Raw genomic sequence first — 24,362 nt, 5'->3', positions numbered from 1 at the left:
CATGGCAGAGGCAGGCGTCAAACTCGAAGACAGCTGGAAGCACGTTCTCTCGGGCGAATTCGCCAGCCCCTACATGCAGAAGCTGAAAGAGTTCCTGCTTGCCGAAAAGACCGCCGGCAAGCGCATCTTTCCGAAGGGCGCGGAATATTTCCGCGCTCTCGACCTCACGCCTCTCGACGAGGTCAAGGTCGTCATTCTTGGCCAGGATCCCTACCATGGGCTCGGTCAGGCACATGGGCTCTGCTTTTCGGTGCAGCCCGGGGTGCGCATTCCGCCCTCGCTCGTCAATATCTACAAGGAATTGCAGAGCGACCTCGGCATTCGCCCGGTCAAGCACGGTTTTCTGGAAAGCTGGGCAAAACAGGGCGTGTTGCTGCTCAACAGCGTGCTGACGGTGGAAGAGGCGCGGGCCGCCTCGCATCAGGGGCAGGGCTGGGAAAAATTCACCGATGCGGTCATCCGCGCCGTGAACGACGAATGTGACCATGTGGTCTTTCTGCTCTGGGGTTCCTATGCCCAGAAGAAGGCGGCCTTCGTGGACCAGCGCAAACATCTCGTGCTGCGCTCGCCACACCCGTCACCCCTTTCAGCCCATAACGGGTTTTTCGGCAACGGCCATTTTTCTAAGGCCAACGCTTTCCTCGTTTCGCATGGCCGTGATCCGATCGACTGGCAATTGCCTGACGTGGTGGAAGGCGACAAAAACCTTCTTTAAATACTCATAAATACCTTTGCGCTTTGCCAGTCTCGGGGTTAAAGATAACCGGACTACAAAGTGAAGGATTATGCCCGTGTCTCTCCTGTCCGCAGAAACCTCCGTTTCGCTGCCCGACCCGCTGTCCATCGTTAAAGCTTTCGAGGATCATTTCTCCGAGCATATGGAGATGGAGCGCGACGGATCGACGGTGCGGTTCAAAACGGAATATGGCCATGGCAGCTTCAGCGCCGAGGGTGGCCGTTTCGCCGCGCGGGTGAATTGCGTTTCCGAACATATATTGATGTCGGTCAAGGCGATGGTGGCCGAGCATATTGCGGAGTTTTCCGGCGAGGCGGGGCTGGATTTCCGCTGGAGCGGCCACGGCGCCGAGCAGCGTGAGCTGCCCAATCTTTTCCGCGGCAAGGTCGCGCGCGCCTATAATCTCACGCCGCATATGCGCCGGCTGGTCGTGTCAGTCGAAAGCGGCATCGACAGGCTGCTGACGGGCGGCATGCATGTGCGTCTGCTCTTGGTGCCGGATCAGGCCCGTGCGCCGGTCTGGCCTCATCTCGCCCCCACCGGCGCGATCATCTGGCCGGAGGGTGACGATCTTCTGACGCGGCGGGTCTACACAATCCGTTCCGGCGATGTCGGCCGTGGTGAAGTGGATATCGATTTCGTCATGCATGAGGGTGACCATATGCCGGGCGCCACCTTCGGCGCGACAGCAAAGCCGGGCGATGTTGTCGGCATCGTCGGCCCAAGCGGTGTCTGCCCGGAAGCCGACCGTTACGTCTTTGCCGGGGACGAGACAGCGCTGCCGGTGATGCTGCGCATGGCAGCCGAAATGCCTGCCGGCAAGAAGCTCAGCGTCTATGCCGAAATCGACGACGAGGCCGAGCGGCAGGAGGTGGTCTGCGCTGCCGATGTCGAATGGACATGGCTTTATCGTCGCGGCAAGCCTGCCGGCACCTCCGGCCTCATCGAAAAGGCGCTGCGCGAGCATGCGTGGAGTGCAGAGCACGATGGTCTGCATGTCTTCGCAGCCTGCGAAAAATCCGAGGCGAGAGCGGTAAAATCGTTCCTGACCGACGAAATCGGCTTCCCGAAGGCATCCCTGCGTGCCGTGGGTTACTGGACCATGGGCGCTGCCGACGACCACTAGAATGGTCTGCGCGACTGGTTGAACAGTCGATTTTATTGTTCACTGATCGGGAACAATCCGTTCCTGTCGTCCACTCTATGCCTGAGGCGGCTCTTACCCCATCTTAACGCCATGAACAGGGCAGGCCCGATTGCGAGGCCTGCCGGCGAAAAGGGGTTTAATCATGCTCAACCAGATCAAGGGCCTGCACCACGTCACCTCGATGGCAGCCAGTGCGCGCCAGAACAATGGCTTTTTCACCGATACGCTCGGCCTGCGCCGGGTGAAGAAAACGGTCAATTTCGACGCGCCTGACGTCTATCACCTCTATTATGGCGATGAAGCCGGCACGCCCGGCTCCGTCATGACCTATTTTCCGTTCCCGCATATTGCCCGCGGCCGCCCCGGCACCGGGGAGGTGGGGACGACGCTGTTTTCCGTTCCGGAAGGATCGCTCGGCTACTGGCAGGACCGCCTTTCCAAGGCCGGCGTCGATGGCCTGAAATCGGACGACGCTTTCGGCAACAAGCGCCTGCATTTCGCGGGCCCAGACGGCGACGGTTTTGCGCTGGTAGAGGTCAGGGACGATACCCGCGCACAGTGGACCGGCAATGGCGTCGGCGAGGATCAGGCGATCCGTGGTTTTCAGGGTGCTTCGCTGCGGCTTCGCGACGAAGGCGCGACCGCCGAACTCCTGAAATTCATGGGTTACGAGGAAGTGGACCGTCAGGACGGCGTTCTGCGTCTCGGTATGCCCGGCGGTAACGGTGCCGATGTCATCGATATCGAAACCATGCCGAATATATCAGGCGCAAGGCTGGGTGCCGGTTCCGTGCACCACATCGCCTTTGCGGTCGAAAACCGTGAAAAGCAGCTGGAAGTGCGCAAGGCGCTGATGGATACGGGTTACCAGGTGACGCCGGTCATCGACCGCGATTATTTCTGGGCGATCTATTTCCGCACGCCGGGCGGCGTGCTGTTCGAGGTGGCCACCAACGAGCCCGGTTTCGACCGTGACGAGGACACCGCCCATCTCGGCGAGGCGCTGAAGCTGCCAAGCCAGCACGCGCATCTGCGTGCCGCGCTGGAAAAGCAGCTGGAACCGCTTGGGGATGAAAAGACGGTTTAATTGCCAGGGACTTGGCCGCCCGTTTCTTCTCCCCGTCCGGGGAGAAGGTGGCCCGAAGGGTCGGATGAGGGGGCACCATTGCCGTATCTCACTACCCTTGCCCTCTTATCCCGGTGCCGCGACCTTCTCTCCGACGGGGAGAAGAAACAAGCGGCGCTCGCTCGCTCCATGAAATTGCTCCGCCTGCTGAAAAAGCGGTGCGGAAGCCGTTGAACCTTCTTCCTTTCAGAAAGGATACTCCCATGACCAAGGATAGCTATTTCCACAAATCCCGCGCCGGCGTTGCGGGCGCCCCGCTTTTCGTTCTGCTGCACGGCACGGGCGGCGATGAGAACCAGTTCTTCGATTTCGGCGCGCGTCTTTTGCCGCAGGCCACCATTCTCTCGCCGGTCGGCGATGTCTCCGAACATGGCGCGGCGCGGTTCTTCCGGCGCACGGGCGAGGGTGTTTACGACATGGTCGATCTTGAACGGGCAACGGGCAAGATGGCCGATTTCATCAAGGCGAACCGCGAGCATTATCAGGCCGGGCCGGTGATCGGCCTCGGTTTTTCGAACGGCGCGAACATACTCGCCAATGTGCTGATCGAACAGCCGGAGCTTTTTGATGCGGCGGTGCTGATGCATCCGCTCATTCCGTTCGAGCCTAAGATTTCCCCGGCAAAACCCACGCGCCGCGTGCTGATTACGGCTGGCGAGCGTGATCCGATCTGCCCGGTGCAACTAACCAAGGCTCTGGAGGAAAGCCTGAAGGCCCAGGGTGGCACGGTGGAAACCGTGTGGCACCCGGGCGGGCACGAAATCCGCTCGGGCGAGATCGATGCGGTCAGGGGTTTTCTGGCGGCTTACGGGGGATAACGCACGCTGCTGGGGATTTTCCTAGAGAATCGTCAGGGCGGGTAATTTCCGCCCTGCCTCAGCGATATCCGCACTGCTGTAGCTGTGCCTCGTAACGCATCGCCATGTTGGCGGAGCGGCGGGCGGCCTTCTGGACGGCGGAATTGTTGCGCCAGCTGCCTTTCGCGTAACCGGCATGGCCGGAATAATAAGCGAGGTAGAGATTATAGGGGTCGTTCAGTGCAATGCCGTTTTCGCGCTGGCTCTTGGCGTGGTACCAGCCGACGAAATGGATCGCATCGGTGAAATCGGTGCGGCTTGCCGACCAGCGACCGGTTTCGCGCTGGTAAACACTCCATGTGCCATCAAGCGCCTGTGCATAACCATAGGCCGTCGACTGGCGTGTCCAGGGAATGAAGCCCAGGAGCTTGGTGCGCGGCGGCCGCGCATAGGGGCGGAAGGCGGATTCGGTGTAGATCGTCGCCATCATGACCGGTACTGGCACGCCGAATTCGCGCTCGGCGGCTTTTGCATCGCGCCGCCAGTTGTTGAAGATGCCGTTCCGCTGCTCGAAGATCGCACAGGCATTGGTGACCTGTGACGGTGCGGTGGCGCAACCGGCGAGCACGAGCATCAGGAAAACAACGGCAAATACGCCACGCATAACGGAACCCTTTCGTTCCGCTATTCTTAAATTGCTAACCATTAACGTCGGGTTTTAAGACAAGGTTAATTCAAATGCCCCAGATCGGGCGGCCGTTAACCCGATGAAAATTCCTGTGTCCGGGATGGGGCGAAACCCTGCGCCACGCATCTCTTTCTCGCTCTTTTTGGAATTTGTTTGTCCCCGTGTGTCCCCGCTGCCGCCGGGTGCGGTAGACTCCTCTCCATCCCGGTCATTGAGCGTGCGCGCGGCGCAAGGTGGGCGGGGCAGGCGGCCGAGACCGGGGAGTTTCCCAATGTCACGGTTGAGGCGGCCGGCATGTGTCCATCCTTCAAACAGGAACCGGTTTGATGGGTGTGTCACAGGCTAAAATGTCGGAGCCGGGGCCGCATCGTCTGCAAAACCCTGCAATACCATCTGATACCCCGCAGCGATGCGGCCCATCATCGTTTCCAACGTTGCCCGGAATCCGTGGTGACGGTGCTCGCGCATATTCGAAAAAAAGCATCCGCTGTCCAAAAATGAAAACCGATAAAATTGTAGCAATCGGCTTAAAGCGGCTGAAAACAGTGGTGTGCCATTGTGGGATCACAGACAGGGAGTGGCCTTTGAAGAGGCGCTCCGGAAACGAAATCGAGACCGGCACAAGCCGGCGGATCGCAAACGGGGTATGAAATGTTGAAGAAGATTATTGCTGCCGCCATCTGCGGAATTGCCATTGCCTCCATGTCCACCCATGCCGATGCGGCGGGTGCTGCCGGTTTTGCTCGCGGTTTCGCCGCAGTCGAAAAGTCCGCCGTGACTGCGATCGGTATTTCCGCACCCGGGGGTTTTGATGGCTGCGTTCTTGCCGCCGGCCAGTGTGTTTCAACTATTGCCGCGCCGCTGACGGTCGAGCGCCGTGAGGAACTGCTGCGCGTCAACCGCGATGTGAACGCCACCATGGGCGCGCTTGATGATTATGTTTCCGGTTTTGCAACCGATCTTCCGGCAACGCCATCCGTAAGTCTTGGTGATTGCGGTGACTGCGCGGCGATCAAGCGCACGGCCCTTGCCGGTGCCGGCTGGTCTTCCAACGCGCTGCGGCTTGCCTTTGCACTCAAGGGTGACGGATCACTCGAAAAAGTGCTGATCGTTACCACCGACAAGGGCGATATCGTCCTTGGCAATGCAACCTTTTCTCCGGCCAGCCGCGAAACCGCGCTCTGACCTTTCCCTTCGGGCACCGGACAAGATTTTCGATCCGATGCCCCACCCATTCATGCCTGCCAGACTGCGCCGGTTTTCCTGATCCTCGTTGGTTCAGGAAGCCGGCGATTTTTTTCGTTCGGCCACGGCAATGCCGGCAAGCGCCATGAACAGCGCCGCGATCTGATAGGTGTGCAGCGTTTCGCTGAGCACGAAGACCGAAAGCAGCGTGCCGAAGACCGGGACGAGGTTGATGAAGAGGCCGGCGCGGTTGGCGCCGATCTGCTCCACGCCCTTGATATAGAGGATCTGCGCGATGAGCGACGCGAAGATACCGGCGTAGACGACCAGCATCCAGCCCTTCTGGTCCGGCCAGATCAGGCTTTCGCGCGACATTTCAAAAAAGACCAGCGGCACCGAGGTGAGAAGGGCGAAAAAGGCGGGGATCGCCATCAGCGTGCGCCAGTCCACAGCTGGTTTCCAGCGCAGGATGACGGTGTAGATGGCATAGACCAGCACGGCGAGCAGCATGACGGCGTCGCCGACATTCATTTCCAGCTGCAGCAGCGAGAGAGGATCACCATGCGAGGCGAGCAGCGCCACGCCTGAAATGGTGAGGCAGAAACCGGCGATCTGGCCGAACAGCACGCGGGTGCGGAACAGGACAAAGTTCAGGACGAAGATGACCATGGGAATGCCGGCCTGGATGACGGCGGCATTGATGGCCGAGGTGTGCTGCAGCGCCGTGTAGAGAAACACGTTGAAGGCGGTGTAACCGACACTGCCGAGCACGAAGAAATAGGGCAGGCGCTGTTTCACCACCGGCCAGTCCTTGATGAGCTGCGGCACGGAAATGGCGAAGATGATGGCGACGGCAAGAACCCAGCGCAGGAAGGTGAAGGCCATGGGGCTGATGTGGCCAACGGCGAGCTTGCCGGCAACGGTGTTGCCGCCCCAGCAGAGCGTGGCGATGATGAGGGCGAGATAGGCTTTCGAAGGCACGCTGATGTTTCGCTTCTTCATGGGGCGGGAAAAATGGCAGGGGGTGAACCGCGGCCTTGCGCCCGCGCCTGTCCCCCACGGGGCGAGATAATGCGGGAAATCCGCGCCTTGTCACGGAAAAAGCAAATTTCTCCATAAGAAACAGGGTCGCTTTCCGTAAAACAACGCAGTATACATTCGCGGGTTTGGGTTTCCCATCGGGTTATCGGGCGCGCAAGCGCCATGAGCAGGAAAGCAAGAAATGACGAATGTTGTGGTGGTCGGCTCGCAATGGGGCGACGAAGGCAAAGGCAAGATTGTCGACTGGCTGTCCGAGCGGGCAGATGTCGTCGTGCGATATCAAGGCGGCCATAATGCCGGCCACACGCTTGTCATCGACGGCATCAGCTACAAGCTTTCGCTTCTGCCGTCCGGCGTCGTGCGTCCCGGCAAGCTCGCCGTCATCGGCAATGGCGTCGTGGTCGATCCGCATGCGCTGATTGCTGAAATCGGCCGTCTGGAAGTGCAGGGCGTCAAGGTCACGCCGGAAAACCTGCGCATCGCCGACAATGCCACGCTCATTCTTTCCCTGCACCGCGAACTGGATGGCATGCGCGAAGACGCCGCCTCCAACAGCGGCACCAAGATTGGCACCACCCGTCGCGGCATCGGCCCGGCTTACGAAGACAAGGTTGGCCGCCGCGCCATCCGCGTTATGGATCTCGCCGACATGGAGGCGCTCTCCGCCAAGGTCGATCGCATCCTGACGCATCACAATGCACTTCGCCGTGGTTTCGGCGCGACCGAGGTGTCGCATGAAACCATCATGGAAGAGCTGGGCTCGATTGCCGAGCGCATCCTGCCGTTCAGCGAAACCGTCTGGCTGCTGCTCGACAAGAAGCGCCGCGCCGGTGCGCGCATCCTGTTTGAGGGCGCTCAAGGCTCGCTGCTTGATATCGACCACGGCACATACCCTTATGTGACCTCGTCCAACACGGTTGCCGGTCAGGCCGCTGCCGGTTCGGGCATGGGTCCGGGATCGCTCGGTTATATTCTCGGCATCACCAAGGCTTACACCACCCGCGTGGGCGAAGGCCCGTTCCCGACCGAGCTGCATGACGAAATCGGCCAGTTCCTCGGTGAAAAGGGTCATGAATTCGGCACCGTCACCGGCCGCAAGCGCCGCTGCGGCTGGTTCGATGCGGCACTGGTGCGCCAGTCGGTCGCCACCAACGGTATTACCGGCATCGCGCTGACCAAGCTTGACGTTCTCGACGGTCTCGACGAGCTGAAAATCTGCGTCGGCTACAAGCTTGACGGTCAGGAAATCGACCATCTTCCGGCAAGCCAGGGTGCGCAGGCTCGTGTTGAGCCTATCTATGTCACGTTGGAAGGCTGGAAAGAATCTACCGTCGGTGCCCGAAAATGGGCGGATTTGCCTGCTCAGGCAATCAAATATGTCCGTCAGGTCGAAGAGCTGATCGGGGCGCCTGTCGCGCTTCTGTCGACAAGTCCGGAGCGTGACGACACCATACTTGTGACTGATCCGTTTGAGGACTAATGTCCTCGGCGATCTAGATTCATAAACCATATCGGGCCGGTACGTCGCCGGTCACGACGAGAAAGTGCTTATGGCGGATTTTGTAGCAGTCATTCGCAAGGCCGTGGATGGCTTGGCGAACAATACTCCCGAAAATCGGGCGAAGGTTTACGACAAGGCGCGCAGTGCGGTTGTGCGCCAACTCGAGAATATGAAGCCACGTCCGCCGGAAGAATTGTTGCGCCGGCAGATCGCCAAGCTGGACGCCGCCATTGCCGAGGTGGACAGCGAATATGCCGAGGCGCTACCGGCGCTCACCGAGGATGACGCTTTCTCTCCGGTGGCCGAAGAGACGGCGGCATCCTATGAGCATCAGGATGCCGTCGATGAGCCGGCTGCCCATGCCGCCGAAGCCGAGCACGACGTCGAACCGGAACAGCCTGCCCATCGCGAAGAGGCGCAGCACGAACCGGTTTATGAAGAACCTGCATCCGCTGAGCCGGAACCGGTTTACGAAGAGCCCGCCCATCACGACGAACCCCGCCATGATGCCCACGCTTCCGAAGAGGAGCGGCACCAAGGGGAGCGCGAGCCGGAAGAGCTTTATGATGCGCCGGAACCGGCGCCTGTCGCACCGGTCCGGGTGACCCCTTCCCACGAAGAGGTCGGCACCTATTTCACCCGCACGCATGAAGAGCCGGCTCACCAGCCGCAGGATGACTATGCGGAACCTGAAACGGCGCCTGCCCCTGCCGATGATTCCGTTCCCTCCCATTGGGCGCAGCCGGTGGATGAGGACGACTGGCGCAAGCTCGAGGAAGCGCAGAACCATGATGCGCGCCCGGCTGGCGAAGCCCATGAGGAAACTGGCAATGAGAACGGCGAACGTCCGCTCGTTGCCGGTTATGCCGCGCAGCATTATCAGGAGCCGGAGGTAAATTTCGAGCCGGCCCCTTACGAAGAGCATGAGCGTCGCGAGGCGGATAACCGTTTCGGTCCTGCCGCCGTGGAGCATGCGCCGGCCTTTGGCGGCCGGCACGATTTTGACGAACACCGCCAGGTGGAAGAGCAGGCGCCGAAAAAGGCAGCCGTGGTCGAGGATTTCTCGTCCTACTTCCAGGATGCGGATATTGCCATTCCGCCCAAGGACGCGCCGGCGCTGCCGCGTGCGGATGATGATCTCTTCGGGGAGAAGGCAGCGGCAAAAGACAATAAGGAACGCACGCCCTGGGACGATCTGGACGAGCTGATCGGTTATGACGGCGCTTCCTCGTCCAACCGGCAGGCTTCGGATGAAACGCCGGGTATTGGTGCCGCGGCGGCGACGCCCGCCTATATGGTCAAGAAGAAGCCGCGCCGTAACTATGCCTCGGTCGTGCTCGCCGTTGTCGGCGTGGCGCTGCTTGCCGGTGGCGGTTATGCCGTGTGGATGAACCGCGATGCGCTAAACGATATGGTCGGCGGTCTGGTCAGTTCCGCACAGAATGGCGGCAATGGCCAGACGCCCCCGGCAGATACGGCGCAGACGCAGCCTTCGACACCGCCGGCAACCCAGCAGCCGCCGGCCACGAACGGCCAGCAGCAGTCGACCGCGCCCAATAATCATCAGGCCCAGTCGCATGGCGATGACGGTTCCGTCACCGGCACCAAATTTACCCAGCGGCTGATGGCCGATGGCACCGAACGTGACGAAGGACCGGCAGCCGGTGCGAACGGTCAACCCGTTACGGCTGAAGGCCAGTCTGTCTATGAACAGAATGTCGCGCCGCCGCCTGCGGGCACGGCTCCGGCCAATAATGCCGGTGCGCCTGCGGGAACACCGGCCGGCACGCCTGCGGCACAGCAGCCTGCCGCTGCCGCCACCGGCGACCGCATGTTCCTCTATGAGGAAGTGCTGGGTCAGACGGTTCCGACTGCCATTCAGGGCAGCGTGTCCTGGTCGTTGCAGCAGGAAAATGACGCGGAAGGCAAGCCTTCGCCCACCGTGCAGGGCCAGATCACCGTTCCCGGCCGTGGCCTCAGCGCGCTCATCACCTTCAAGCGCAACACCGATCCGTCGTTGCCGGCGAGCCATCTGATCGAGATCGTCTTCTCGGTTTCGCCCGGCTTCGAAGGCGGGGCGATCGACAGCGTCCAGCGTATCGCGATGAAGAGCACCGAGCAGGATCGCGGCAACGCGCTGATCGCGGTTCCGGCCAAGATCACCGATGATTTCCACATGATCGCGCTCAACGACTTCCCGGATGCGATGAAGACCAATCTGGAGCTGCTGAAGAGCCGCAACTGGATCGACATTCCGGTCTCCTATCGCAACGGCCGGCGCGCTCTGCTGACCCTGCAAAAGGGCAATGACGGCATCGCCGCCTTCGACAAGGCGCTCAGCGAATGGGCGGCGGCAGCACCGGCCGCTGGCGGTCAGTGATGGTTTAAGGGCGGCTCAGGCCGCCCTTTTGTTATAAGGCAACGGGCGACGTGCTTATGGAATGGCTTCGGCGGTGTCTTTGCTTTGTCGGGTGATGGGTTTTGGGGATGTTGGTGAGTGTGGCTCACCCCCTCTGCCCTGCCGGGCATCTCCCCCACAGGTGGGGAGATCGAATCGCGGTAAGGTTTTCGCTTTTCTTGACAGTCGAGATAGCGCAACGCGGGCGCCTCTTGCCAATCTCCCTCCTTGTGGGGGAGATGCCCGGCAGGGTAGAGGGGGGTTAAGCGGCATACTCCGAAGCACGGATATTTTCCCTACCGCTTTTCCTCCAGCACAATCGCTGGTCTCACAGGCAGACCATTTCCCATCACCCGCCTTTTACAAACAAAAATCCCCGGCCGAAGGCCGAGGATGATTCATGGTCAGCGCATTGGCGTCAAGAGCGCGCTGCCTTACGCGTCCACCACGCGCAATGCGCGGGCGGCTTCGAGCGCTTCCTTCTGCACCGCTTCCTGAACCTTCTCGAAGGCGCGAACCTCGATCTGGCGCACGCGTTCGCGGCTGATGTCGAACTCGGATGAGAGTTCTTCCAGCGTCACCGGATCTTCGGCGAGGCGGCGGGCCTCGAAGATGCGGCGTTCGCGCTCATTCAGCACGCCCATGGCTTTGGCCAACATGCGGCGACGCGTTTCAAGCTCGTCCTGCTCGATCAGCACGGCTTCCTGGCTCTCATGGTCATCCACCAGCCAGTCCTGCCATTGGCCGGACTCGCCTTCGGACGCCTTGATCGGCGCATTCAGCGAGGCGTCGCCATGCAGGCGGCGGTTCATCGAGATGACTTCTTCTTCCGACACCTGCAGCTTGGTGGCGATTTCCTTGACGTGTTCCGGCTTCAGATCGCCGTCGTCAATCGCCTGGATGCGGCCTTTCAGCCGGCGCAGGTTGAAGAACAGGCGTTTCTGGTTGGCCGTCGTGCCCATCTTCACCAGAGACCACGAACGCAGGATATATTCCTGGATCGAGGCCTTGATCCACCACATGGCATAGGTGGCCAGACGGAAACCGCGTTCCGGATCGAACTTCTTCACCGCCTGCATCAGGCCGACATTGCCTTCGGACACGACTTCGCCGATCGGCAGGCCGTAACCGCGGTAACCCATGGCGATCTTGGCGACGAGACGCAGATGGCTGGTGACGAGTTTATGCGCGGCGTCGCGATCGCCATGCTCGGCATAACGCTTGCCAAGCATGTACTCTTCCTGCGGCTCCAGCATCGGGAACTTACGAATTTCGTCGAGATATCTATTGAGACCGGCTTCGCCGGCTGTGATCGTAGGCAAACTATTGCGGGCCATAAAGCACCCCCTTATCTATGGTCTGGAACGGTACCCTCTTTGGCGTGGAAAATCACCCGCCCGAGGCGCACCGTAAGCTGCGGGTCGTTACCGACCCCGCACGAACCCATGTGACAGATATGTACGCGCCCGCCGCGTTTCAAGCGAACGCTGCGTTCACACATGCGTTATGTTCCGGCGACACTGTCTCTGACCTGTTTAACTTTCGAACGGTAGATTCGTTCCGAAAATCCACCGAGACCGGAGCGCACCATCAGCTCATACATCACCCGCCGGCGCATGGGATTGTGCAGGCGAACCACCTTGGAGCCGAGGAACTGCGTCTCGACATGGCCGAGCGCCTGCAAGTCGGGATCGGCGGTGATCGCGGCTGCGTAGGTAGCGTAAAATTCACGGCGGCAGACATAGGTCTTATATTTCGTCATGCCGAAACAGACGAGGCTGTGGCCGTGGGTGCGCAGAAAATCGGCCACACCCACCGTCACCTCCGGCCAGGCGGGATTGAAGGTATCGTCGAAGACGATGACGCCGTGCGGCGCGATCACCTCCATCGCCAGCTTCGCATCCGCCAGCACATGATGCAGATGGTGGCCGCCATCGATGCTGAAGAAGCGCGCCGGGCCGATACGTGAGGTGATCTCGGCGGGAGCCAGCCGTGTGCTGTCGCCCTTGATGATGAGGTCCACATCCATCGGAAACCCCAGCCGGCGGCCGTTTTCCATCAGGCGCTCATATTGGTCGAGACTGCCATCCTCGGGCGGATCAAGATCGAAAAGATCGACACCCAGCACCTTTTCCTGCGGCTGGGCAAATTTGCGCAGCAGGAAATAGGAGCGGCCATAATAAACGCCGATTTCCGCCATGCCGCCGCCGAGGCCATCTCTTGTCTGCGCCTGCAGCAGCGCCTTGAACACAAGCGCATCGGGCGGGTCGATATAACCTTCGACGCTGCGCAGCTCCTGGAATATAAACCGGCGGTCTTCGATATTCATATGCGATAAATCCCGTCATCATGCCGGGTCCGTTCAGGCTGAGGCATTGAACGGACGGGTTGCTTGCGGCGTCGATTATTCGGCAAGCTCGGCCTGCGACCACGGTCGTTACGCGGACGATTGCAAGCTTTCCGTGGCCGAGGAGGTGTGACGATTGAAGCGAAATTGGGGCGGTCTACAAAAAGGACCGTCGGCGGAATATCGCTATCCGCTAATCTTTTTTTATTATCCGGGGCTTCCGGCGAAATGCATGGCGCAGTTTTTTGGCTGCGCCAGCCAAGTTTTCAGCTGCGCAGGGCAGTCACCAGCTCTTCCATGTCTTCAGGCATATCTGTCTCGAATTCCATCACCTCACCGGTGCGGGGGTGTTCGAAGGCCAGAAGATAGGCATGCAGCGCTTGCCTCGGAAAGCGGTTGACGGTGCTTCTTGCCGGTTCGTCCAGCAGGTTCGCCTTGGTACGGAAGGCCGCGCCATATTCGGGATCGCCGATCAGCGGATGGCCGATATGGGCCATGTGAACGCGAATCTGGTGCGTGCGGCCCGTCTCCAGACGGCATTCCACCATGGAAGCGAGGCAGGAGGCGTCAGGCTTTTCGTGAAAGCGCTCCATCACCTCATAATGGGTGATCGCCTCGCGGGCATCGAACGAATCCTCATTCTTGACAGCGCGTTTGGTGCGGTCAGTGCCGCGCCCGAGCGCTGCGTCAACGGTGCCGCGAAGCGTGCGCGGGCGGCCCCAGACGACGGCCTTGTACGCGCGTTCCAGCGGGCCGGTGCGGCCATGGTCGGCAAATTGCGCAGCGAGGTGACGGTGGGCATTGTCGTTCTTCGCCACCACCATGACGCCCGAGGTTTCCTTGTCCAGCCGGTGCACGATGCCCGGCCGCTTGACGCCGCCAATGCCGGACAGGCTGTCGCCGCAATGGTAGATGAGCGCGTTGACCAGCGTTCCCGTCCAGTTGCCGGCGCCCGGATGCACGACGAGACCGGCGGGTTTGACGAGCACGATCAGGTCTTCATCCTCATATTCCACGTCGAGCGGGATGTCCTCGCCCTGCGGCACGGGGTCTTCCGGCTCCGGCATGACGATCTCGACGCGATCGCCCGGATGCACCTTCTTTTTCGGTTCGGTCACCGGCTGGCCGTTCAGGAGGACCGCGCCCTGCTCGATCAGCGCCTTCAGGCGGCTGCGCGACAGATCGCTGCCGACTTCGCCCACCAGCCACACATCGATGCGGCCTTCGGCGTCTTCCCCGGCAATCAGGACTTTCCTTGCGTCTCCGCCTTGTTTAAAGGGGTCGTTCATTCTTATTTTTCCGATCCATCAGCATTTCAGGGAACCCGATGACGCAGATCGAGCCAGACGAACAGGAAGACAAGCCGCTTGATCCGGCCATGGAAAAAGTTCGCCGCAAGATGATCCGTTTGCAGATCGTGTCGGGCTCCGTGATGTTTATCAGCCTTATGGCCGTCTTCGGCGCGGTTGTCTACAAGGCGATGGGGCCGGCGAAAACGGTTCAGGCGCAGAGCGAAGCGCCGAACCTTTCGGTTCCGACCGGCAACGGACCCGTTGCCGTCACCGCCAGCCTGCCGCAGGGCTTTGTGATCGACAATGTGAGCTATTCCGGCGGCGACATGCTGTTTTACGGCCGGCTGGCCAATGGCACTCGCAAGGCGCTGGTCTTCAACGTCGCAGCCGGCCGGTTCCTTGCCGATGTGACTGTTGATGGCCAGTGAGGCCAATAAGCTGCTGGACGGGCGGGCGCTGATCCCGATCGACGACCCGGCCGATCCGCGCATCGCCGCCTTTCGCGATATTCGTGAGCGTGATCTCACCGGTCGGCAGGGGCGCTTCATTGCCGAAGGCACGGTGGTGCTGCGCATGCTGGCCGCCGCCCATAAAGCCGGTGGTACCTTTGCGGCGGAAAGCATTCTCATTCTGCGCAACCGGCTTTCCGGCGTGGCGGATATTCTTGCCGATTTTCCTGATGACGTTCCCGTTTATGTGGCCGAAGCGCCGGTGCTGGACGGTATCGTCGGTTTCCACCTGCATCGCGGCATTCTGGCGCTCGGGCGACGGGTGCGCGATGACGGGCTGGAGCAGATGACCGCGGCACTTCCCGCGTCTTCGCTGGTGCTGGTGGGCTGCGGCATTTCCAACCACGATAATCTCGGTGCGATGTTCCGCAATGCGGCGGCGTTTTATGCCGATGCGGTGCTGCTGGACGAGACGTGCTGCGATCCGCTCTATCGCAAGGCGCTCAGGGTTTCCGTCGGCTCGGTGCTGTCGGTGCCCTATCATCGCGGCGGTGGAGCGGTGGAGATGCTGGAGCGGCTTTCCGAGGAGGGATTTGCGATCTGGGGCCTGTCGCCGGATGGCAAGACGGAAATCCGCGACATTCCCCGCTCCGAGCGGATGGCGCTGGTGATTGGCACGGAAGGCGAGGGGTTGCCGCAATCGGTGCTGTCGCGTTTTCAGACGGCGCGGATTGCGCAGTCGCCGCAGGTTGATAGCTTGAATGCGGGGACGGCTTCGGGGCTTGCGCTTTATCAGATGGCGGGGGTGATGGGGCGGGTGTGATCGGGTGGCATCGATGTGCGCCAAGGAGGCTTACAGTTAACTCTGTGTATGCCGCTTCACCCCCCTCTGCCCTGCCGGGCATCTCCCCCACAAGGAGGGAGATCGATATGCGGCGAGGTCTCGATCATCTCAACGTTTGTGAATTCGGCTATCTCTACACTTAAGAATGAAGTGGCGGTAGTGCGTCTTGCCGATCTCCCTCCTTGTGGGGGAGATGCCCGGCAGGGCAGAGGGGGGGTAAGTCGCACCCACTGAGGCGGACTATCCCCCACCCACCGAATTAGCGTTTCCGCTTCTCCATCACCACCTTAGCCCGCGTCGCAAGGCTCTCCCGCTCTGACGAAACCGACGCCCTGGCCAGCAACCCCGGAATAGGCGACCTCTCACCCTCCCGCGCTGCCGTCAGCGCGATCATCTCGGCGGCGATCCTTGCGATTTCGCGGCGGATGGGTTCGTCATTGCTTGTGCCGCGCACATTCAGCAGGCGTTCGGTGAGCGCCGTACCCTGATTGCGGATATCCTCGATTTCCTGTTCCAGACCTTCCTTCGCCGGTGCCGCTCGCTCAACCACGGGGGAGACTACGGTGTCTTCGGCGGCCATCGCCTCTGTGACCTCGTCTTCGACAACCGGTGCTGTATCAAGCGCGGCGGCTGGGGCGGGCGCTGCCGGTTGCGGCGGATTAACCGCTTTTTCCACCGGCACGGCAGGGTTCGGCAGGCGAATGATCATGTCGTTGCTGCGGCCGCCGGTTGCGGCAAGCTGCTCCCTCAGGCGGGCGACGTCCTGGTTGCGCAGGGTCAGCATCGTGTCGAGATCGGCATTTTTCGCCATCAGCGTGGCGAGCTGTTCCTCCAGCCGGGTCACCTTGCGGCTTTCGCGCGCAACCGCCGTCATGGCCTCTTTGTTGCGGGCGGCGACATCCTGCAATTCGCGGGTCGCGGTCTCGCCCTCCTTGCGGAAACGGGAGGCAGTCTGTTTCGCCTGCTCGGCCTCCAGATCGCGGGTGGCGGCGGTAATTTTCGAATCATCCAGCTCGCGCGTCAGATTGGTGAGGCGGGCGGTGAGATCGGACATCTGGCTGGCACGCTCGTTGGCGGCCTGTTCCTGCTGCAGGAGATTGGCCGCAATGGTGCCGGCGCGTTCTTCGCTGGCATCGAGGGCGGCGCGCAATTCGCCGATCTCCAGCGTCAGTTCCTCGATCTTCAGGGAGAAGCTGCGGTTCTGTTCGCCGAGGCGATAGGCGTCGCTGGACGCTGCCTCGTTGGCGAGGCGCAGCGAGGTGTTTTTTTCCCGCTCGGTATCCAGTTCCTGGCGGACCTTGGCGTTTTCGGCGGCGTAAAGCGCGCGCGCCATGTCCTTCTGGGCACGCACTTCCTGTGGGCTGATGGGCATCGTCGCGCGGATGCGGTTTTCCGTATAGGCGACGATGCGGCGGTGGATCGCGGGTGCGATCAACAGGGCCAGCAGGGTTGCGGTGAGAAAACCCAATCCGAAGAGAATGGCATATTCGATCACGCGGGACAGTCTCCGAAACTCAGATACGCGCGCATTCGGAAAGAGGGGCGCGAAAGCACGTTACGCTATTATTGCAACCGTGGGGAGGGGTTTCACCCGGCAATTACAAAGAGCGGTGAGGGCGCCGCGTGTTTCTTCTCCCCGTCGGGGAAAAGTCCGCGACAACGGGATGAAGGGGGGCGAGGGTAGAGATATTCGGCAACCTTGCCCCCCTCATCCGACCCTTCGGGCTACCTTCGCCCCCATGGAGAGAAGAACAAGCCGCGACCGTCTTGTCTTATCAGAAGGGGTTCCAGGTTGGCTGCTGGGTAAGTTTCAGATAACCGACATTGATGCCGAGGCGCGCGCCGATGCCGGTGCGGATGGGGGCGAGCGTCACATCGCTGCTTTTCAGATAGGTCATGCCGACGCCGGCGACGATGAAGGCGGAGCCGCTGACGCCGCCGTAACGGCGATAAAGCGCGTCGACCGAGGGCAGGTTGTACACCAGCATCATGGCGCGGGTGCCCTGACCGCCATAATCGAGGCCGAGCGACGGGCCCTGCCAGAAGACGGGGTGCTGGCCGGCATTCTTGGTGTAAAGCGTGCCTTCACCATAGGTGAGGCCGGCAACGAAGGCGCCGGAACCTTCCTGGCCGAGAATATAACCGTTCGGAAGACCATATTGCTGGAAGGCGCGCTCCACCACCTTGGCGAGGCCGCCGGTGGTTTCACCGAAGAATCCGTGGCCTGCATCCACGACTTCCTGGATAGAATATTGATCGCTGGTCTGGGCAAAGGCCGGGGTGACCCACATCAACAGGCTCGCAAGGAGCGCGACAATCTTTCCCAGTCCGAGGCGTGCAATGGTGCGGGTTTTCGTAAGGCGCATCGTCATGTCCGTCCGTCTGTTTCGTTAACGCATCAGCCCGAAAAACCGAATCGATTTTCGCGGGGCCGATGCGTAGAGTCAAAGTTCTACAGCATGTTTCGTGCATCCTGACAGATACACGGGGCTCCAGTGTGGCCTGTTAAGGCATTTGGCATTTTGAAACCATCCTATTAACAATCGGTTTACCAAATATGGTGTCATTATGGCTTAACAATTTCCACACCGTCCGCGCCTCCCTTGCGCAGGAGAGAATTTTATGACGAGCAAACTCAATATCACGCTGTCCGGTCCCGATCTGGCGGCTCTTCTGTGCAGCCGTGTGTGCCATGATGTGATTTCTCCTGTCGGCGCCATCAATAACGGCCTCGAACTTCTGGACGAGGGCGGCACGGATGACGACGCGCTTGATCTCATCCGCACGTCAGCGCTTAACGCATCCGTGCGGCTTAAGTTCGCCCGCCTTGCCTTCGGCGCTTCCGGCTCGGCCGGTGCTTCGATCGACACCGGCGAGGCCGAAAAGGCCGCCCAGGATTTCGCCGCCGCCGAAAAGAAAGCGGAAGTGAGCTGGAGCGGGCCGCGCGCCATCGTTCCGAAAAATCGTGTCAAACTTCTGCTCAACCTTTTCCTAGTCGCTTATGGCGCCATCCCGCGCGGCGGCAATGTGGATGTGCTCCTCGAAAACCCTGAGGGCGACGCCAGGTTCGAAATCGCCGTCAAGGGCCGGATGATGCGCGTTCCGGCCAAATTCGTGGAAATTTACGAAGGCCGGCTGGAAGAGGCGGTCGATGCCCACTCCGTGCAGCCCTATTACACGCTGCTGCTGGCCGAAGAGGCCAATATGACCGTGGAATACAAGGTGCATGACGACCGCATCGTCTTTACCGCAAAGACGGTTGCCGAGTGACGATGAAGTTGCCGATGTGAATTTGTGAGAGGCCGGATCGCGTCCACCGACGCGCCGGTCTTCTTTGTTTTGGGAGCATGTTCATGACGCGTCTGGCAACCGCCCGCCTTGTCCTGCGGCCGCATGCCATTTCGGACGAAGCGCTTTATTGCGCCTTCTGGGCGGCGGCTGTCCGGCCGATCGAAGGGGTCACGTCGATTGCCCCGCTGGACCCGGAACTCGCCTTCGCGCGCCTGTTGCGTTTCATCGGCCATTGGTCCGTCTTCGGTTTCGGTCCCTTCGTGGTGGAAGAGCTCGCCACGGGGCGCATCGTCGGCGAGGTGGGCTTTGCCCATATGCGCCGCGGCAACGGTGCCGATTTCGACGGGGTGCCCGAGGCAATGTGGAAGATCGACGGACAACTGACGGGCAGGGGTGTCGCAACCGAAGCGGTTGAGGCCGCGACGCGCTGGTTCGACGAGAGCGGAACGTCGCAGCGGACCGTCTGCATGATCGATGCGCTGAACACGCCGTCGCTGGCGATCGCGACCCGATTCGGCTTTCATCCGTTTCGCGAGATGATGTTCCGCAACAATCCCGTCCGGCTTTTCGAGCGGGTGAGGGGGAAATAGGGCGGCAGGGTGAGACCTTGAACAGGTTTCAGAACGTGCTGAAACCTGTTCAAGGTCTCGGCAGATCGCGGTTTGAGGCAAGGGTTGGCCATGTCAACTCCTGGAGCCTCTCATGCGTCTCTTTCTTCTGACGGCAATCGTCGTCCTTTCCACCCTTCGTGCCGCGATGGCGGACGGCGCCATCGGTTTCAAACAGACGGAATTGCCTGTTGATGCCGGCGGGCATGCGCTCACCATATCCCTGTGGTATCCGGCCGCGTCCTCGGGCAAAACCGAGACCGTGGGAGAAAACGCGGCCATTTATGGCCTTGAAGTGCAGCCCGCTGCGCCATTCCTCGCGGGATCTCACCCTGTTGTCCTGATATCGCACGGTTTCGGCGGAAGCTGGCGTAATCTCAACTGGATTGCCGGCGTGCTTGTGCAGCAGGGCTATGTGGTGGCTGCCCCTGACCATAACGGCGAATCATTTACCGAGGCCAATGCGACCGAGATCGTTCCGTTATGGGAGCGACCGCGCGACATCAGCCGAACGCTGACGGCATTGCTTGATCGTGATGATCTTGCGGGCAGGATCGATAGCCAGCGAATCGCCGTGATCGGCCATTCTCTCGGCGGCTGGACCGCGATGGAGCTGGCAGGCGCCCGATACAGTGCCGATCTTGCCCTGAAGGATTGCAACACGGAGAAGCTGCCGCCGCAATGCAAGGCGCCGCGATTGCTGGGCAAGGTCGGCATTGTCGGTGGCGGTAAGGCCGATCCGCGTCTTTCGATGGATTGGCGCGATGCCCGCATCCGCGCCGTGATTGCGCTGGATCTCGGCCCGGCTGCCGGTTTTCTGCCGGAGACGCTGGAGCAGGTGAAGGTGCCGGTTCTAGTTCTGGCCGCAGGCGTGGAGACCCCGGAGATCGCCGCCATCAAGGCAGATTCGAAATATATTGCCGGGTATTTGCCCAAGGCGACGCGGGTGTACCGGGAAATACCGGATGCCAGCCATTTCAGCTTCATGCAGATCTGCAAGCCGAACGGCGAAAAAATCGTGGAGGAGCTTTCGCCGGGCGAGGGGTTCGTCTGCCGTAATGGCGGCGGCAGGGACCGTGCTGCCCTTCATGCAGAGATTGCCGATGCAATCCTCGGCTTCCTGAAAGCGGAAATGCGTTAAGATTTTTGAAGCGCTTCGGGGCTGTGGCGGCCCCGAAACCTTACGACTTTCAGGCGGTCTTGACCTGATGATAACGATAAACGAGGTCCTCGGGGTCGGAGCGTGGCGCCAAGGGATCGAGAGTGCCGCCGATTCGTTCGGCGACGGCCGCCGATTTTCGATTCTGCGGCGAGACGTAGCTGACCAGTGTCGGCAGGTTCAGGGTCTCGAAAGCCCAGTCGCGCAGTGCAACTGCGGCTTCTGCTGCATAACCCCGGCCTTCGTGACCCTCGTAAAGCAGCCAGCCGAGTTCCTTTTCGGGAAAGAGCGGGCCGTGATTGATGCCGATCTGGCCGATACATTCACCCGTCTCGCCAAGGTCGATCATCAAGGCGCCATGGCCGAAGAAGTGCCAGTTGGCCAGATCGTGGCAAAATACACCCCATGTCGACGGCAGGTCATAGGGGCCGCCGACGCCGGTGGAGCGCGGTGACGCCATGAAATCCCGATAGGCGGGGAAGTCCGCCATGGCGAGTGGACGCAATGTCAGGCGTTCGGTCCGGAGGGTTGGGATTGAGTGGTTCATAGACCGGCGTCCTTTGGCGATGCGTGGCTAGGTCTTTCTCTTGCTCATTCCTGTGACAGGTATAGGAAAGAGCAACAAAAAACCCGCTGTCGCCAGCGGGTCTTTTAAAAACTGTCCTGTACCCTATTGGATCAGGCGGTTTCGAGGAATTCCGCAGCGCCGTCAGGCTCGCGCAGAACATAGCCGCGGCCCCAGACGGTTTCGATGTAATTTGCGCCGCCGGCGGCATTTGCCAGCTTCTTGCGCAGCTTGCAGATGAAGACGTCGATGATCTTCAGTTCCGGCTCGTCCATGCCGCCATAAAGGTGGTTCAGGAACATTTCCTTGGTCAGCGTCGTGCCCTTGCGCAGCGAAAGCAGCTCGAGCATCTGATATTCCTTGCCGGTCAGGTGAACGCGCTGGCCGCCCACTTCAACCGTCTTGGCATCGAGATTGACGATCAGCTCACCGGTGGAGATGACCGACTGCGCATGGCCCTTGGAACGGCGGACGATGGCGTGAATACGGGCAACAAGCTCATCCTTGTGGAACGGCTTCGTCATGTAATCGTCTGCGCCGAAGCCGAGGCCGCGCACCTTGTCCTCGATGCCGGCCATGCCGGACAGGATGAGGATCGGCGTCTTGACCTTGGAGAGGCGAAGCGTTCTCAGCACCTCGTAACCCGACATGTCGGGCAGGTTGAGGTCGAGAAGAATAATGTCGTAGTCGTAAAGCTTGCCAAGGTCGACGCCTTCCTCACCGAGGTCGGTCGTGTAGACGTTAAAGCTCTCCGACTTGAGCATCAGTTCAATGCTCTGCGCTGTTGCGCTGTCGTCTTCAATCAGTAGAACCCGCATAATTATCCCCTTTGCCGCCCGCGAACCGGTAAATCATTGCCTCGCGCGATGCGGATCCAGACGTTGCCTGATTTGCAGGCTGCCACCAAATGGTTAACAAATTCTAATTGCCTTTGGCAAGGTGTATCGAATTTATTAAGCAAACAAGGCATTTCGCTGTTTTTGCACGTGAATCCACCATCGCCAAAATTGAAGCTTAACGTGAGGATTTCCCGCTAAGTGATTCAATCGACTCTTACATCGTCTGGCCCATTTTTTTGGACCTGGCATTTACCGACCCTTAAATGATCGTGTTTATCATTAACGATGCCCGTAAACGAAAGGTTAACGACGGCGGTTTTTTATTAACGTCGGGTAACTTTTAGGAATCATTCCGGCACAACGGGTTAACCCGGCCGGTTGAACGGGCGGGTTAAACGGGCCGATCAGGGGGCATAGTGCCTTTTTGATCCGGGTCTCGCTATCCATGGAGTATTGCGTATGAAGTCGCGTGACAGCCTGGTTCGCCTGAAGGAATTTCAGGTCAACGAAAAACGCCGGCAGCTTAACCAGTTGCAGCAGATGATGTCCGAATTCGAGCGGATGGCAAAGGAACTGGTGCATCAGATCTCGCTGGAGGAAAGCAAGTCGGGCATTACCGATCCGACGCATTTCGCCTATCCGACCTTCGCCAAGGCCGCGCGCCAGCGGGCGGATAATCTTCAGGTCTCGATCCGGGAACTGAAGGCCCAGCAGGAAGCGGCGGAAGCTTCGCTGGAAGAAGTGCAGGCCGAATATGAAAAGGCCGCGGCGCTGGAAAACCGCGACGGAGCGATCCGCGCCCGCGCCTGAAGATTGGCGCGACACCAGATGAACGATCGTCGTCATTGACGGCTGCCGGTGGATCAGGAGGCGGCTTTCAATGACAGGACGCCCATGCATTTTTTCTAAAAAGGCCGCCCCGCAAGGGCGGCCTTTTTGCCTTGCCGCGTGGCCGGTGTCTCCCGCCTGGAGGCGACCCCGATTTCGATTGTCCGGGGTTGGGGAAAGGCGTATTTTGAGGGGGTTCCGACCATGAGCCGGAGGCTTTTACGCGCACGCGCCCCGTGCGGGTGCGGGCGTCAACGCAGGGAGGAAAAAATGGCCCGCCAATTTATCGATTGCCGTGAATTTCCCAGTGACAGCAAATGCACGATCGCCATCTCCGCCGATTCTCAGGAAGAGCTTCTGGAGGCGGCCGTGCAGCACGCCGTTGCGGTGCACGGCGCGAAGGATACGCTCGAATTCCGTGAGGAAGTGCGCCGGAGCATGCATGCCGGAACGCCGCCCTTGAAGGTGGCGTGACGAGGTAGGTCAAGAATACGCAGTATTGGTAACTGTAGAAGGATCGAGCGGCTGCCACTTGTTTCTTCTCCCCGCCGGGGAGAAGAAAGATCCGGCGACGCTTGCGATTATTCTACTCTCAGACAGAGGATAGCGCCCTTACCCCTGGATAACATCCGCCCAGTCGGCATGGCGCAGCGTCTGAGCCTTGAAGAAGGGGCAGAGCGGAATGATCTTCCAGCCGCCCTTGCGCGCTTCATCGATGGCATGGGCGGCGAGCGCCTGGCCGACACCCTTGCCACGCAGTGCATCGGGCACGCCGGTATGGTCGATGATGATGAGGGAAGGGGAGGTGCGCGAATAGGTCATCTGGGCCTTGTGGCCGTCGATGGTTGCCGAATATTCGCCGCGCGATCCGGTTTCGGTTGTCTTGATATCCATGATCTCTGCCTTCCACATTGCTATTCGTTTTTTCCAATGTAACGGCTTGGGGCTGAATTGAAACAGCGGGATAGCGAACGCAGTGGACACAAACCGGTGACAGTCACCGGCTGTGTCGGGCAAATTTCAGGGGAAATCCGAAATCAAACCAAAAGCCCCGTCGATACGACGGGGCGTTTTGGACGTTCGGTTTGGGCGCGTTGCCGCGCCAGCGCACTGGTTTAGTGGCGATATTGCTGGATGCGCGTGGTGCGCAGGCCGGCAAGACCATGATCGGAGATCGAGGACTGCCAGGACAGGAATTCTTCGACGGTGAGCGTGTAACGCTCGCAGGCTTCCTCGAGGCTCAGCAGTCCTCCGCGTACCGCGGCAACCACCTCTGCCTTTCTGCGAATGACCCAGCGACGGGTATTGGCAGGCGGAAGATCCGCAATCGTCAGAGGGCTGCCATCGGGGCCGATGACATATTTAACTCGTGGGCGTATCATTTCGGTCATTGGACACTCTATACAAACTCAAGACCATATGACGGGAACTTTAGCCCCGTACCTTTAAAAATTGCCTAAGCAGGTCGTGACAATTTATTAAGAATTTGAACGGTTTCGCCTGATTTGTTCGAGTCGCCTT

Annotated in this window: 25 protein-coding genes; 14 read left to right on the top strand and 11 right to left on the bottom strand. The window is 60.3% G+C overall.

From position 1 onward, the window contains the following. Window position 1 precedes the first annotated feature (1 nt). The 4 genes from ung to ATU_RS11950 all read left to right on the top strand — a co-directional run bounded on the left by ung (window position 2) and on the right by ATU_RS11950 (window position 3,827). Complete coding sequence (gene ung / locus ATU_RS11965) at window positions 2-715, top strand: uracil-DNA glycosylase (protein WP_010972337.1); 714 nt, start codon at window positions 2-4, stop codon at window positions 713-715. A gap of 70 nt (window positions 716-785) precedes the next feature. After that, window positions 786-1,862: a siderophore-interacting protein gene (locus tag ATU_RS11960; protein ID WP_010972336.1), complete on the top strand. Its 1,077-nt coding sequence runs from the start codon at window positions 786-788 to the stop codon at window positions 1,860-1,862. Between the two features lie 163 nt (window positions 1,863-2,025). Continuing rightward, a complete protein-coding gene (locus tag ATU_RS11955) occupies window positions 2,026-2,970 on the top strand; it encodes a VOC family protein (RefSeq protein WP_010972335.1) in 945 nt (314 codons plus the stop codon). Window positions 2,971-3,212: 242 nt separating this feature from the next. After that, window positions 3,213-3,827 (top strand): alpha/beta hydrolase, encoded by a 615-nt coding sequence (locus ATU_RS11950; RefSeq protein ID WP_010972334.1) that lies wholly within the window; start codon window positions 3,213-3,215, stop codon window positions 3,825-3,827. Between the two features lie 58 nt (window positions 3,828-3,885). On the opposite strand, the gene ATU_RS11945 is transcribed toward ATU_RS11950, so the two are convergent. Then, window positions 3,886-4,470 (bottom strand): transglycosylase SLT domain-containing protein, encoded by a 585-nt coding sequence (locus ATU_RS11945; protein WP_010972333.1) that lies wholly within the window; start codon window positions 4,468-4,470, stop codon window positions 3,886-3,888. A 675-nt stretch (window positions 4,471-5,145) separates the two neighbouring features. On the opposite strand from ATU_RS11945, the gene ATU_RS11940 reads away from it, so the two are divergent. Next, window positions 5,146-5,679 carry a transglutaminase-like cysteine peptidase gene (locus ATU_RS11940; protein ID WP_010972331.1) on the top strand — a complete coding sequence of 178 codons (534 nt, stop codon included), beginning with the start codon at window positions 5,146-5,148 and terminating at the stop codon, window positions 5,677-5,679. A 93-nt stretch (window positions 5,680-5,772) separates the two neighbouring features. On the opposite strand, the gene ATU_RS11935 is transcribed toward ATU_RS11940, so the two are convergent. After that, the gene (locus tag ATU_RS11935; protein ID WP_035255998.1) at window positions 5,773-6,660 is read right to left on the bottom strand and encodes a DMT family transporter; all 888 of its coding nucleotides are present in this window, start codon (window positions 6,658-6,660) and stop codon (window positions 5,773-5,775) included. A 241-nt stretch (window positions 6,661-6,901) separates the two neighbouring features. Between ATU_RS11935 and ATU_RS11930 the strand changes: the two genes are divergently transcribed. Next, window positions 6,902-8,200 (top strand): adenylosuccinate synthase, encoded by a 1,299-nt coding sequence (locus ATU_RS11930; protein ID WP_010972329.1) that lies wholly within the window; start codon window positions 6,902-6,904, stop codon window positions 8,198-8,200. 70 nt (window positions 8,201-8,270) lie between these two features. Next, entirely contained in the window at window positions 8,271-10,601 is a 2,331-nt protein-coding gene (locus ATU_RS11925) for a hypothetical protein (protein ID WP_035255836.1), read from the top strand. Between the two features lie 452 nt (window positions 10,602-11,053). Here the strand turns inward: ATU_RS11925 and rpoH are convergent, their stop codons facing one another. The 3 genes from rpoH to ATU_RS11910 form a co-directional block, all read right to left on the bottom strand. Beyond that, window positions 11,054-11,956 carry an RNA polymerase sigma factor RpoH gene (gene rpoH / locus ATU_RS11920; RefSeq protein ID WP_006314928.1) on the bottom strand — a complete coding sequence of 301 codons (903 nt, stop codon included), beginning with the start codon at window positions 11,954-11,956 and terminating at the stop codon, window positions 11,054-11,056. Between the two features lie 167 nt (window positions 11,957-12,123). After that, complete coding sequence (locus tag ATU_RS11915; protein ID WP_006314927.1) at window positions 12,124-12,948, bottom strand: class I SAM-dependent methyltransferase; 825 nt, start codon at window positions 12,946-12,948, stop codon at window positions 12,124-12,126. A 284-nt stretch (window positions 12,949-13,232) separates the two neighbouring features. After that, window positions 13,233-14,255 (bottom strand): RluA family pseudouridine synthase, encoded by a 1,023-nt coding sequence (locus ATU_RS11910; RefSeq protein WP_010972327.1) that lies wholly within the window; start codon window positions 14,253-14,255, stop codon window positions 13,233-13,235. A 38-nt stretch (window positions 14,256-14,293) separates the two neighbouring features. Between ATU_RS11910 and ATU_RS11905 the strand changes: the two genes are divergently transcribed. Together ATU_RS11905 and ATU_RS11900 are read left to right on the top strand one after the other, a co-directional pair. Then, window positions 14,294-14,686, top strand: a complete 393-nt coding sequence (locus tag ATU_RS11905; protein ID WP_010972326.1) for a hypothetical protein — start codon at window positions 14,294-14,296, stop codon at window positions 14,684-14,686. Next, window positions 14,676-15,530 (top strand): TrmH family RNA methyltransferase, encoded by an 855-nt coding sequence (locus ATU_RS11900; RefSeq protein WP_035255838.1) that lies wholly within the window; start codon window positions 14,676-14,678, stop codon window positions 15,528-15,530. Before ATU_RS11905 ends, ATU_RS11900 begins: the two co-directional genes overlap by 11 nt. 280 nt (window positions 15,531-15,810) lie before the next feature. Here ATU_RS11900 and ATU_RS11895 read toward each other — a convergent pair whose 3' ends face one another. Then, on the bottom strand, window positions 15,811-17,046 hold the full coding sequence (locus ATU_RS11895; protein WP_010972324.1) for a coiled-coil domain-containing protein: 1,236 nt from the start codon (window positions 17,044-17,046) through the stop codon (window positions 15,811-15,813). A 280-nt stretch (window positions 17,047-17,326) separates the two neighbouring features. After that, on the bottom strand, window positions 17,327-17,923 hold the full coding sequence (locus ATU_RS11890; protein WP_006314968.1) for a DUF1134 domain-containing protein: 597 nt from the start codon (window positions 17,921-17,923) through the stop codon (window positions 17,327-17,329). Window positions 17,924-18,173: 250 nt separating this feature from the next. Between ATU_RS11890 and chpT the strand changes: the two genes are divergently transcribed. The 3 genes from chpT to ATU_RS11875 all read left to right on the top strand — a co-directional run bounded on the left by chpT (window position 18,174) and on the right by ATU_RS11875 (window position 20,591). Then, window positions 18,174-18,821 (top strand): histidine phosphotransferase ChpT, encoded by a 648-nt coding sequence (gene chpT / locus ATU_RS11885; RefSeq protein ID WP_006314969.1) that lies wholly within the window; start codon window positions 18,174-18,176, stop codon window positions 18,819-18,821. 83 nt (window positions 18,822-18,904) lie between these two features. Next, window positions 18,905-19,432, top strand: coding sequence for a GNAT family N-acetyltransferase (locus tag ATU_RS11880; RefSeq protein WP_010972322.1), 528 nt, complete (start codon window positions 18,905-18,907; stop codon window positions 19,430-19,432). 112 nt (window positions 19,433-19,544) lie between these two features. Next, entirely contained in the window at window positions 19,545-20,591 is a 1,047-nt protein-coding gene (locus ATU_RS11875) for an alpha/beta hydrolase family protein (RefSeq protein WP_035255841.1), read from the top strand. A 49-nt stretch (window positions 20,592-20,640) separates the two neighbouring features. Here ATU_RS11875 and ATU_RS11870 read toward each other — a convergent pair whose 3' ends face one another. Both ATU_RS11870 and ctrA read right to left on the bottom strand, forming a co-directional pair. Then, the gene (locus ATU_RS11870; protein ID WP_010972320.1) at window positions 20,641-21,156 is read right to left on the bottom strand and encodes a GNAT family N-acetyltransferase; all 516 of its coding nucleotides are present in this window, start codon (window positions 21,154-21,156) and stop codon (window positions 20,641-20,643) included. Window positions 21,157-21,287: 131 nt separating this feature from the next. After that, window positions 21,288-21,992, bottom strand: a complete 705-nt coding sequence (gene ctrA, locus ATU_RS11865; RefSeq protein WP_006314973.1) for a response regulator transcription factor CtrA — start codon at window positions 21,990-21,992, stop codon at window positions 21,288-21,290. Window positions 21,993-22,472: 480 nt separating this feature from the next. On the opposite strand from ctrA, the gene ATU_RS11860 reads away from it, so the two are divergent. Both ATU_RS11860 and ATU_RS11855 read left to right on the top strand, forming a co-directional pair. Then, entirely contained in the window at window positions 22,473-22,823 is a 351-nt protein-coding gene (locus tag ATU_RS11860) for a flagellar export protein FliJ (RefSeq protein WP_003491821.1), read from the top strand. 288 nt (window positions 22,824-23,111) lie between these two features. Next, window positions 23,112-23,315 carry a DUF1059 domain-containing protein gene (locus tag ATU_RS11855; RefSeq protein WP_006314974.1) on the top strand — a complete coding sequence of 68 codons (204 nt, stop codon included), beginning with the start codon at window positions 23,112-23,114 and terminating at the stop codon, window positions 23,313-23,315. A gap of 138 nt (window positions 23,316-23,453) precedes the next feature. Here ATU_RS11855 and ATU_RS11850 read toward each other — a convergent pair whose 3' ends face one another. Next, complete coding sequence (locus ATU_RS11850; protein WP_010972317.1) at window positions 23,454-23,735, bottom strand: GNAT family N-acetyltransferase; 282 nt, start codon at window positions 23,733-23,735, stop codon at window positions 23,454-23,456. 221 nt (window positions 23,736-23,956) lie between these two features. Beyond that, complete coding sequence (gene sciP, locus ATU_RS11845) at window positions 23,957-24,232, bottom strand: CtrA inhibitor SciP (RefSeq protein WP_004430042.1); 276 nt, start codon at window positions 24,230-24,232, stop codon at window positions 23,957-23,959. Window positions 24,233-24,362 lie beyond the last annotated feature (130 nt).

The sequence above is a fragment of the Agrobacterium fabrum str. C58 genome (assembly GCF_000092025.1).
Lineage (GTDB): Bacteria > Pseudomonadota > Alphaproteobacteria > Rhizobiales > Rhizobiaceae > Agrobacterium > Agrobacterium fabrum.
The sequence above is the reverse complement of the archived record's forward strand: the minus strand, read 5'-3'. Positions and strand labels throughout refer to the sequence as shown.

Excerpts from the sequence above, each read along its gene's own strand:
- ung (WP_010972337.1), top strand. The coding sequence starts at position 2 with ATGGCAGAGGCAGGCGTCAAACTCGAAGACAGCTGGAAGCACGTTCTC.
- ATU_RS11960 (WP_010972336.1), top strand. The coding sequence starts at position 786 with ATGCCCGTGTCTCTCCTGTCCGCAGAAACCTCCGTTTCGCTGCCCGAC.
- ATU_RS11955 (WP_010972335.1), top strand. The coding sequence starts at position 2,026 with ATGCTCAACCAGATCAAGGGCCTGCACCACGTCACCTCGATGGCAGCC.
- ATU_RS11950 (WP_010972334.1), top strand. The coding sequence starts at position 3,213 with ATGACCAAGGATAGCTATTTCCACAAATCCCGCGCCGGCGTTGCGGGC.
- ATU_RS11945 (WP_010972333.1), bottom strand. The coding sequence starts at position 4,470 with ATGCGTGGCGTATTTGCCGTTGTTTTCCTGATGCTCGTGCTCGCCGGT.
- ATU_RS11940 (WP_010972331.1), top strand. The coding sequence starts at position 5,146 with ATGTTGAAGAAGATTATTGCTGCCGCCATCTGCGGAATTGCCATTGCC.
- ATU_RS11930 (WP_010972329.1), top strand. The coding sequence starts at position 6,902 with ATGACGAATGTTGTGGTGGTCGGCTCGCAATGGGGCGACGAAGGCAAA.
- ATU_RS11925 (WP_035255836.1), top strand. The coding sequence starts at position 8,271 with ATGGCGGATTTTGTAGCAGTCATTCGCAAGGCCGTGGATGGCTTGGCG.
- rpoH (WP_006314928.1), bottom strand. The coding sequence starts at position 11,956 with ATGGCCCGCAATAGTTTGCCTACGATCACAGCCGGCGAAGCCGGTCTC.
- ATU_RS11915 (WP_006314927.1), bottom strand. The coding sequence starts at position 12,948 with ATGAATATCGAAGACCGCCGGTTTATATTCCAGGAGCTGCGCAGCGTC.
- ATU_RS11910 (WP_010972327.1), bottom strand. The coding sequence starts at position 14,255 with ATGAACGACCCCTTTAAACAAGGCGGAGACGCAAGGAAAGTCCTGATT.
- ATU_RS11905 (WP_010972326.1), top strand. The coding sequence starts at position 14,294 with ATGACGCAGATCGAGCCAGACGAACAGGAAGACAAGCCGCTTGATCCG.
- ATU_RS11900 (WP_035255838.1), top strand. The coding sequence starts at position 14,676 with ATGGCCAGTGAGGCCAATAAGCTGCTGGACGGGCGGGCGCTGATCCCG.
- ATU_RS11890 (WP_006314968.1), bottom strand. The coding sequence starts at position 17,923 with ATGACGATGCGCCTTACGAAAACCCGCACCATTGCACGCCTCGGACTG.
- chpT (WP_006314969.1), top strand. The coding sequence starts at position 18,174 with ATGACGAGCAAACTCAATATCACGCTGTCCGGTCCCGATCTGGCGGCT.
- ATU_RS11880 (WP_010972322.1), top strand. The coding sequence starts at position 18,905 with ATGACGCGTCTGGCAACCGCCCGCCTTGTCCTGCGGCCGCATGCCATT.
- ATU_RS11875 (WP_035255841.1), top strand. The coding sequence starts at position 19,545 with ATGCGTCTCTTTCTTCTGACGGCAATCGTCGTCCTTTCCACCCTTCGT.
- ATU_RS11870 (WP_010972320.1), bottom strand. The coding sequence starts at position 21,156 with ATGAACCACTCAATCCCAACCCTCCGGACCGAACGCCTGACATTGCGT.
- ctrA (WP_006314973.1), bottom strand. The coding sequence starts at position 21,992 with ATGCGGGTTCTACTGATTGAAGACGACAGCGCAACAGCGCAGAGCATT.
- ATU_RS11860 (WP_003491821.1), top strand. The coding sequence starts at position 22,473 with ATGAAGTCGCGTGACAGCCTGGTTCGCCTGAAGGAATTTCAGGTCAAC.
- ATU_RS11855 (WP_006314974.1), top strand. The coding sequence starts at position 23,112 with ATGGCCCGCCAATTTATCGATTGCCGTGAATTTCCCAGTGACAGCAAA.
- ATU_RS11850 (WP_010972317.1), bottom strand. The coding sequence starts at position 23,735 with ATGGATATCAAGACAACCGAAACCGGATCGCGCGGCGAATATTCGGCA.
- sciP (WP_004430042.1), bottom strand. The coding sequence starts at position 24,232 with ATGACCGAAATGATACGCCCACGAGTTAAATATGTCATCGGCCCCGAT.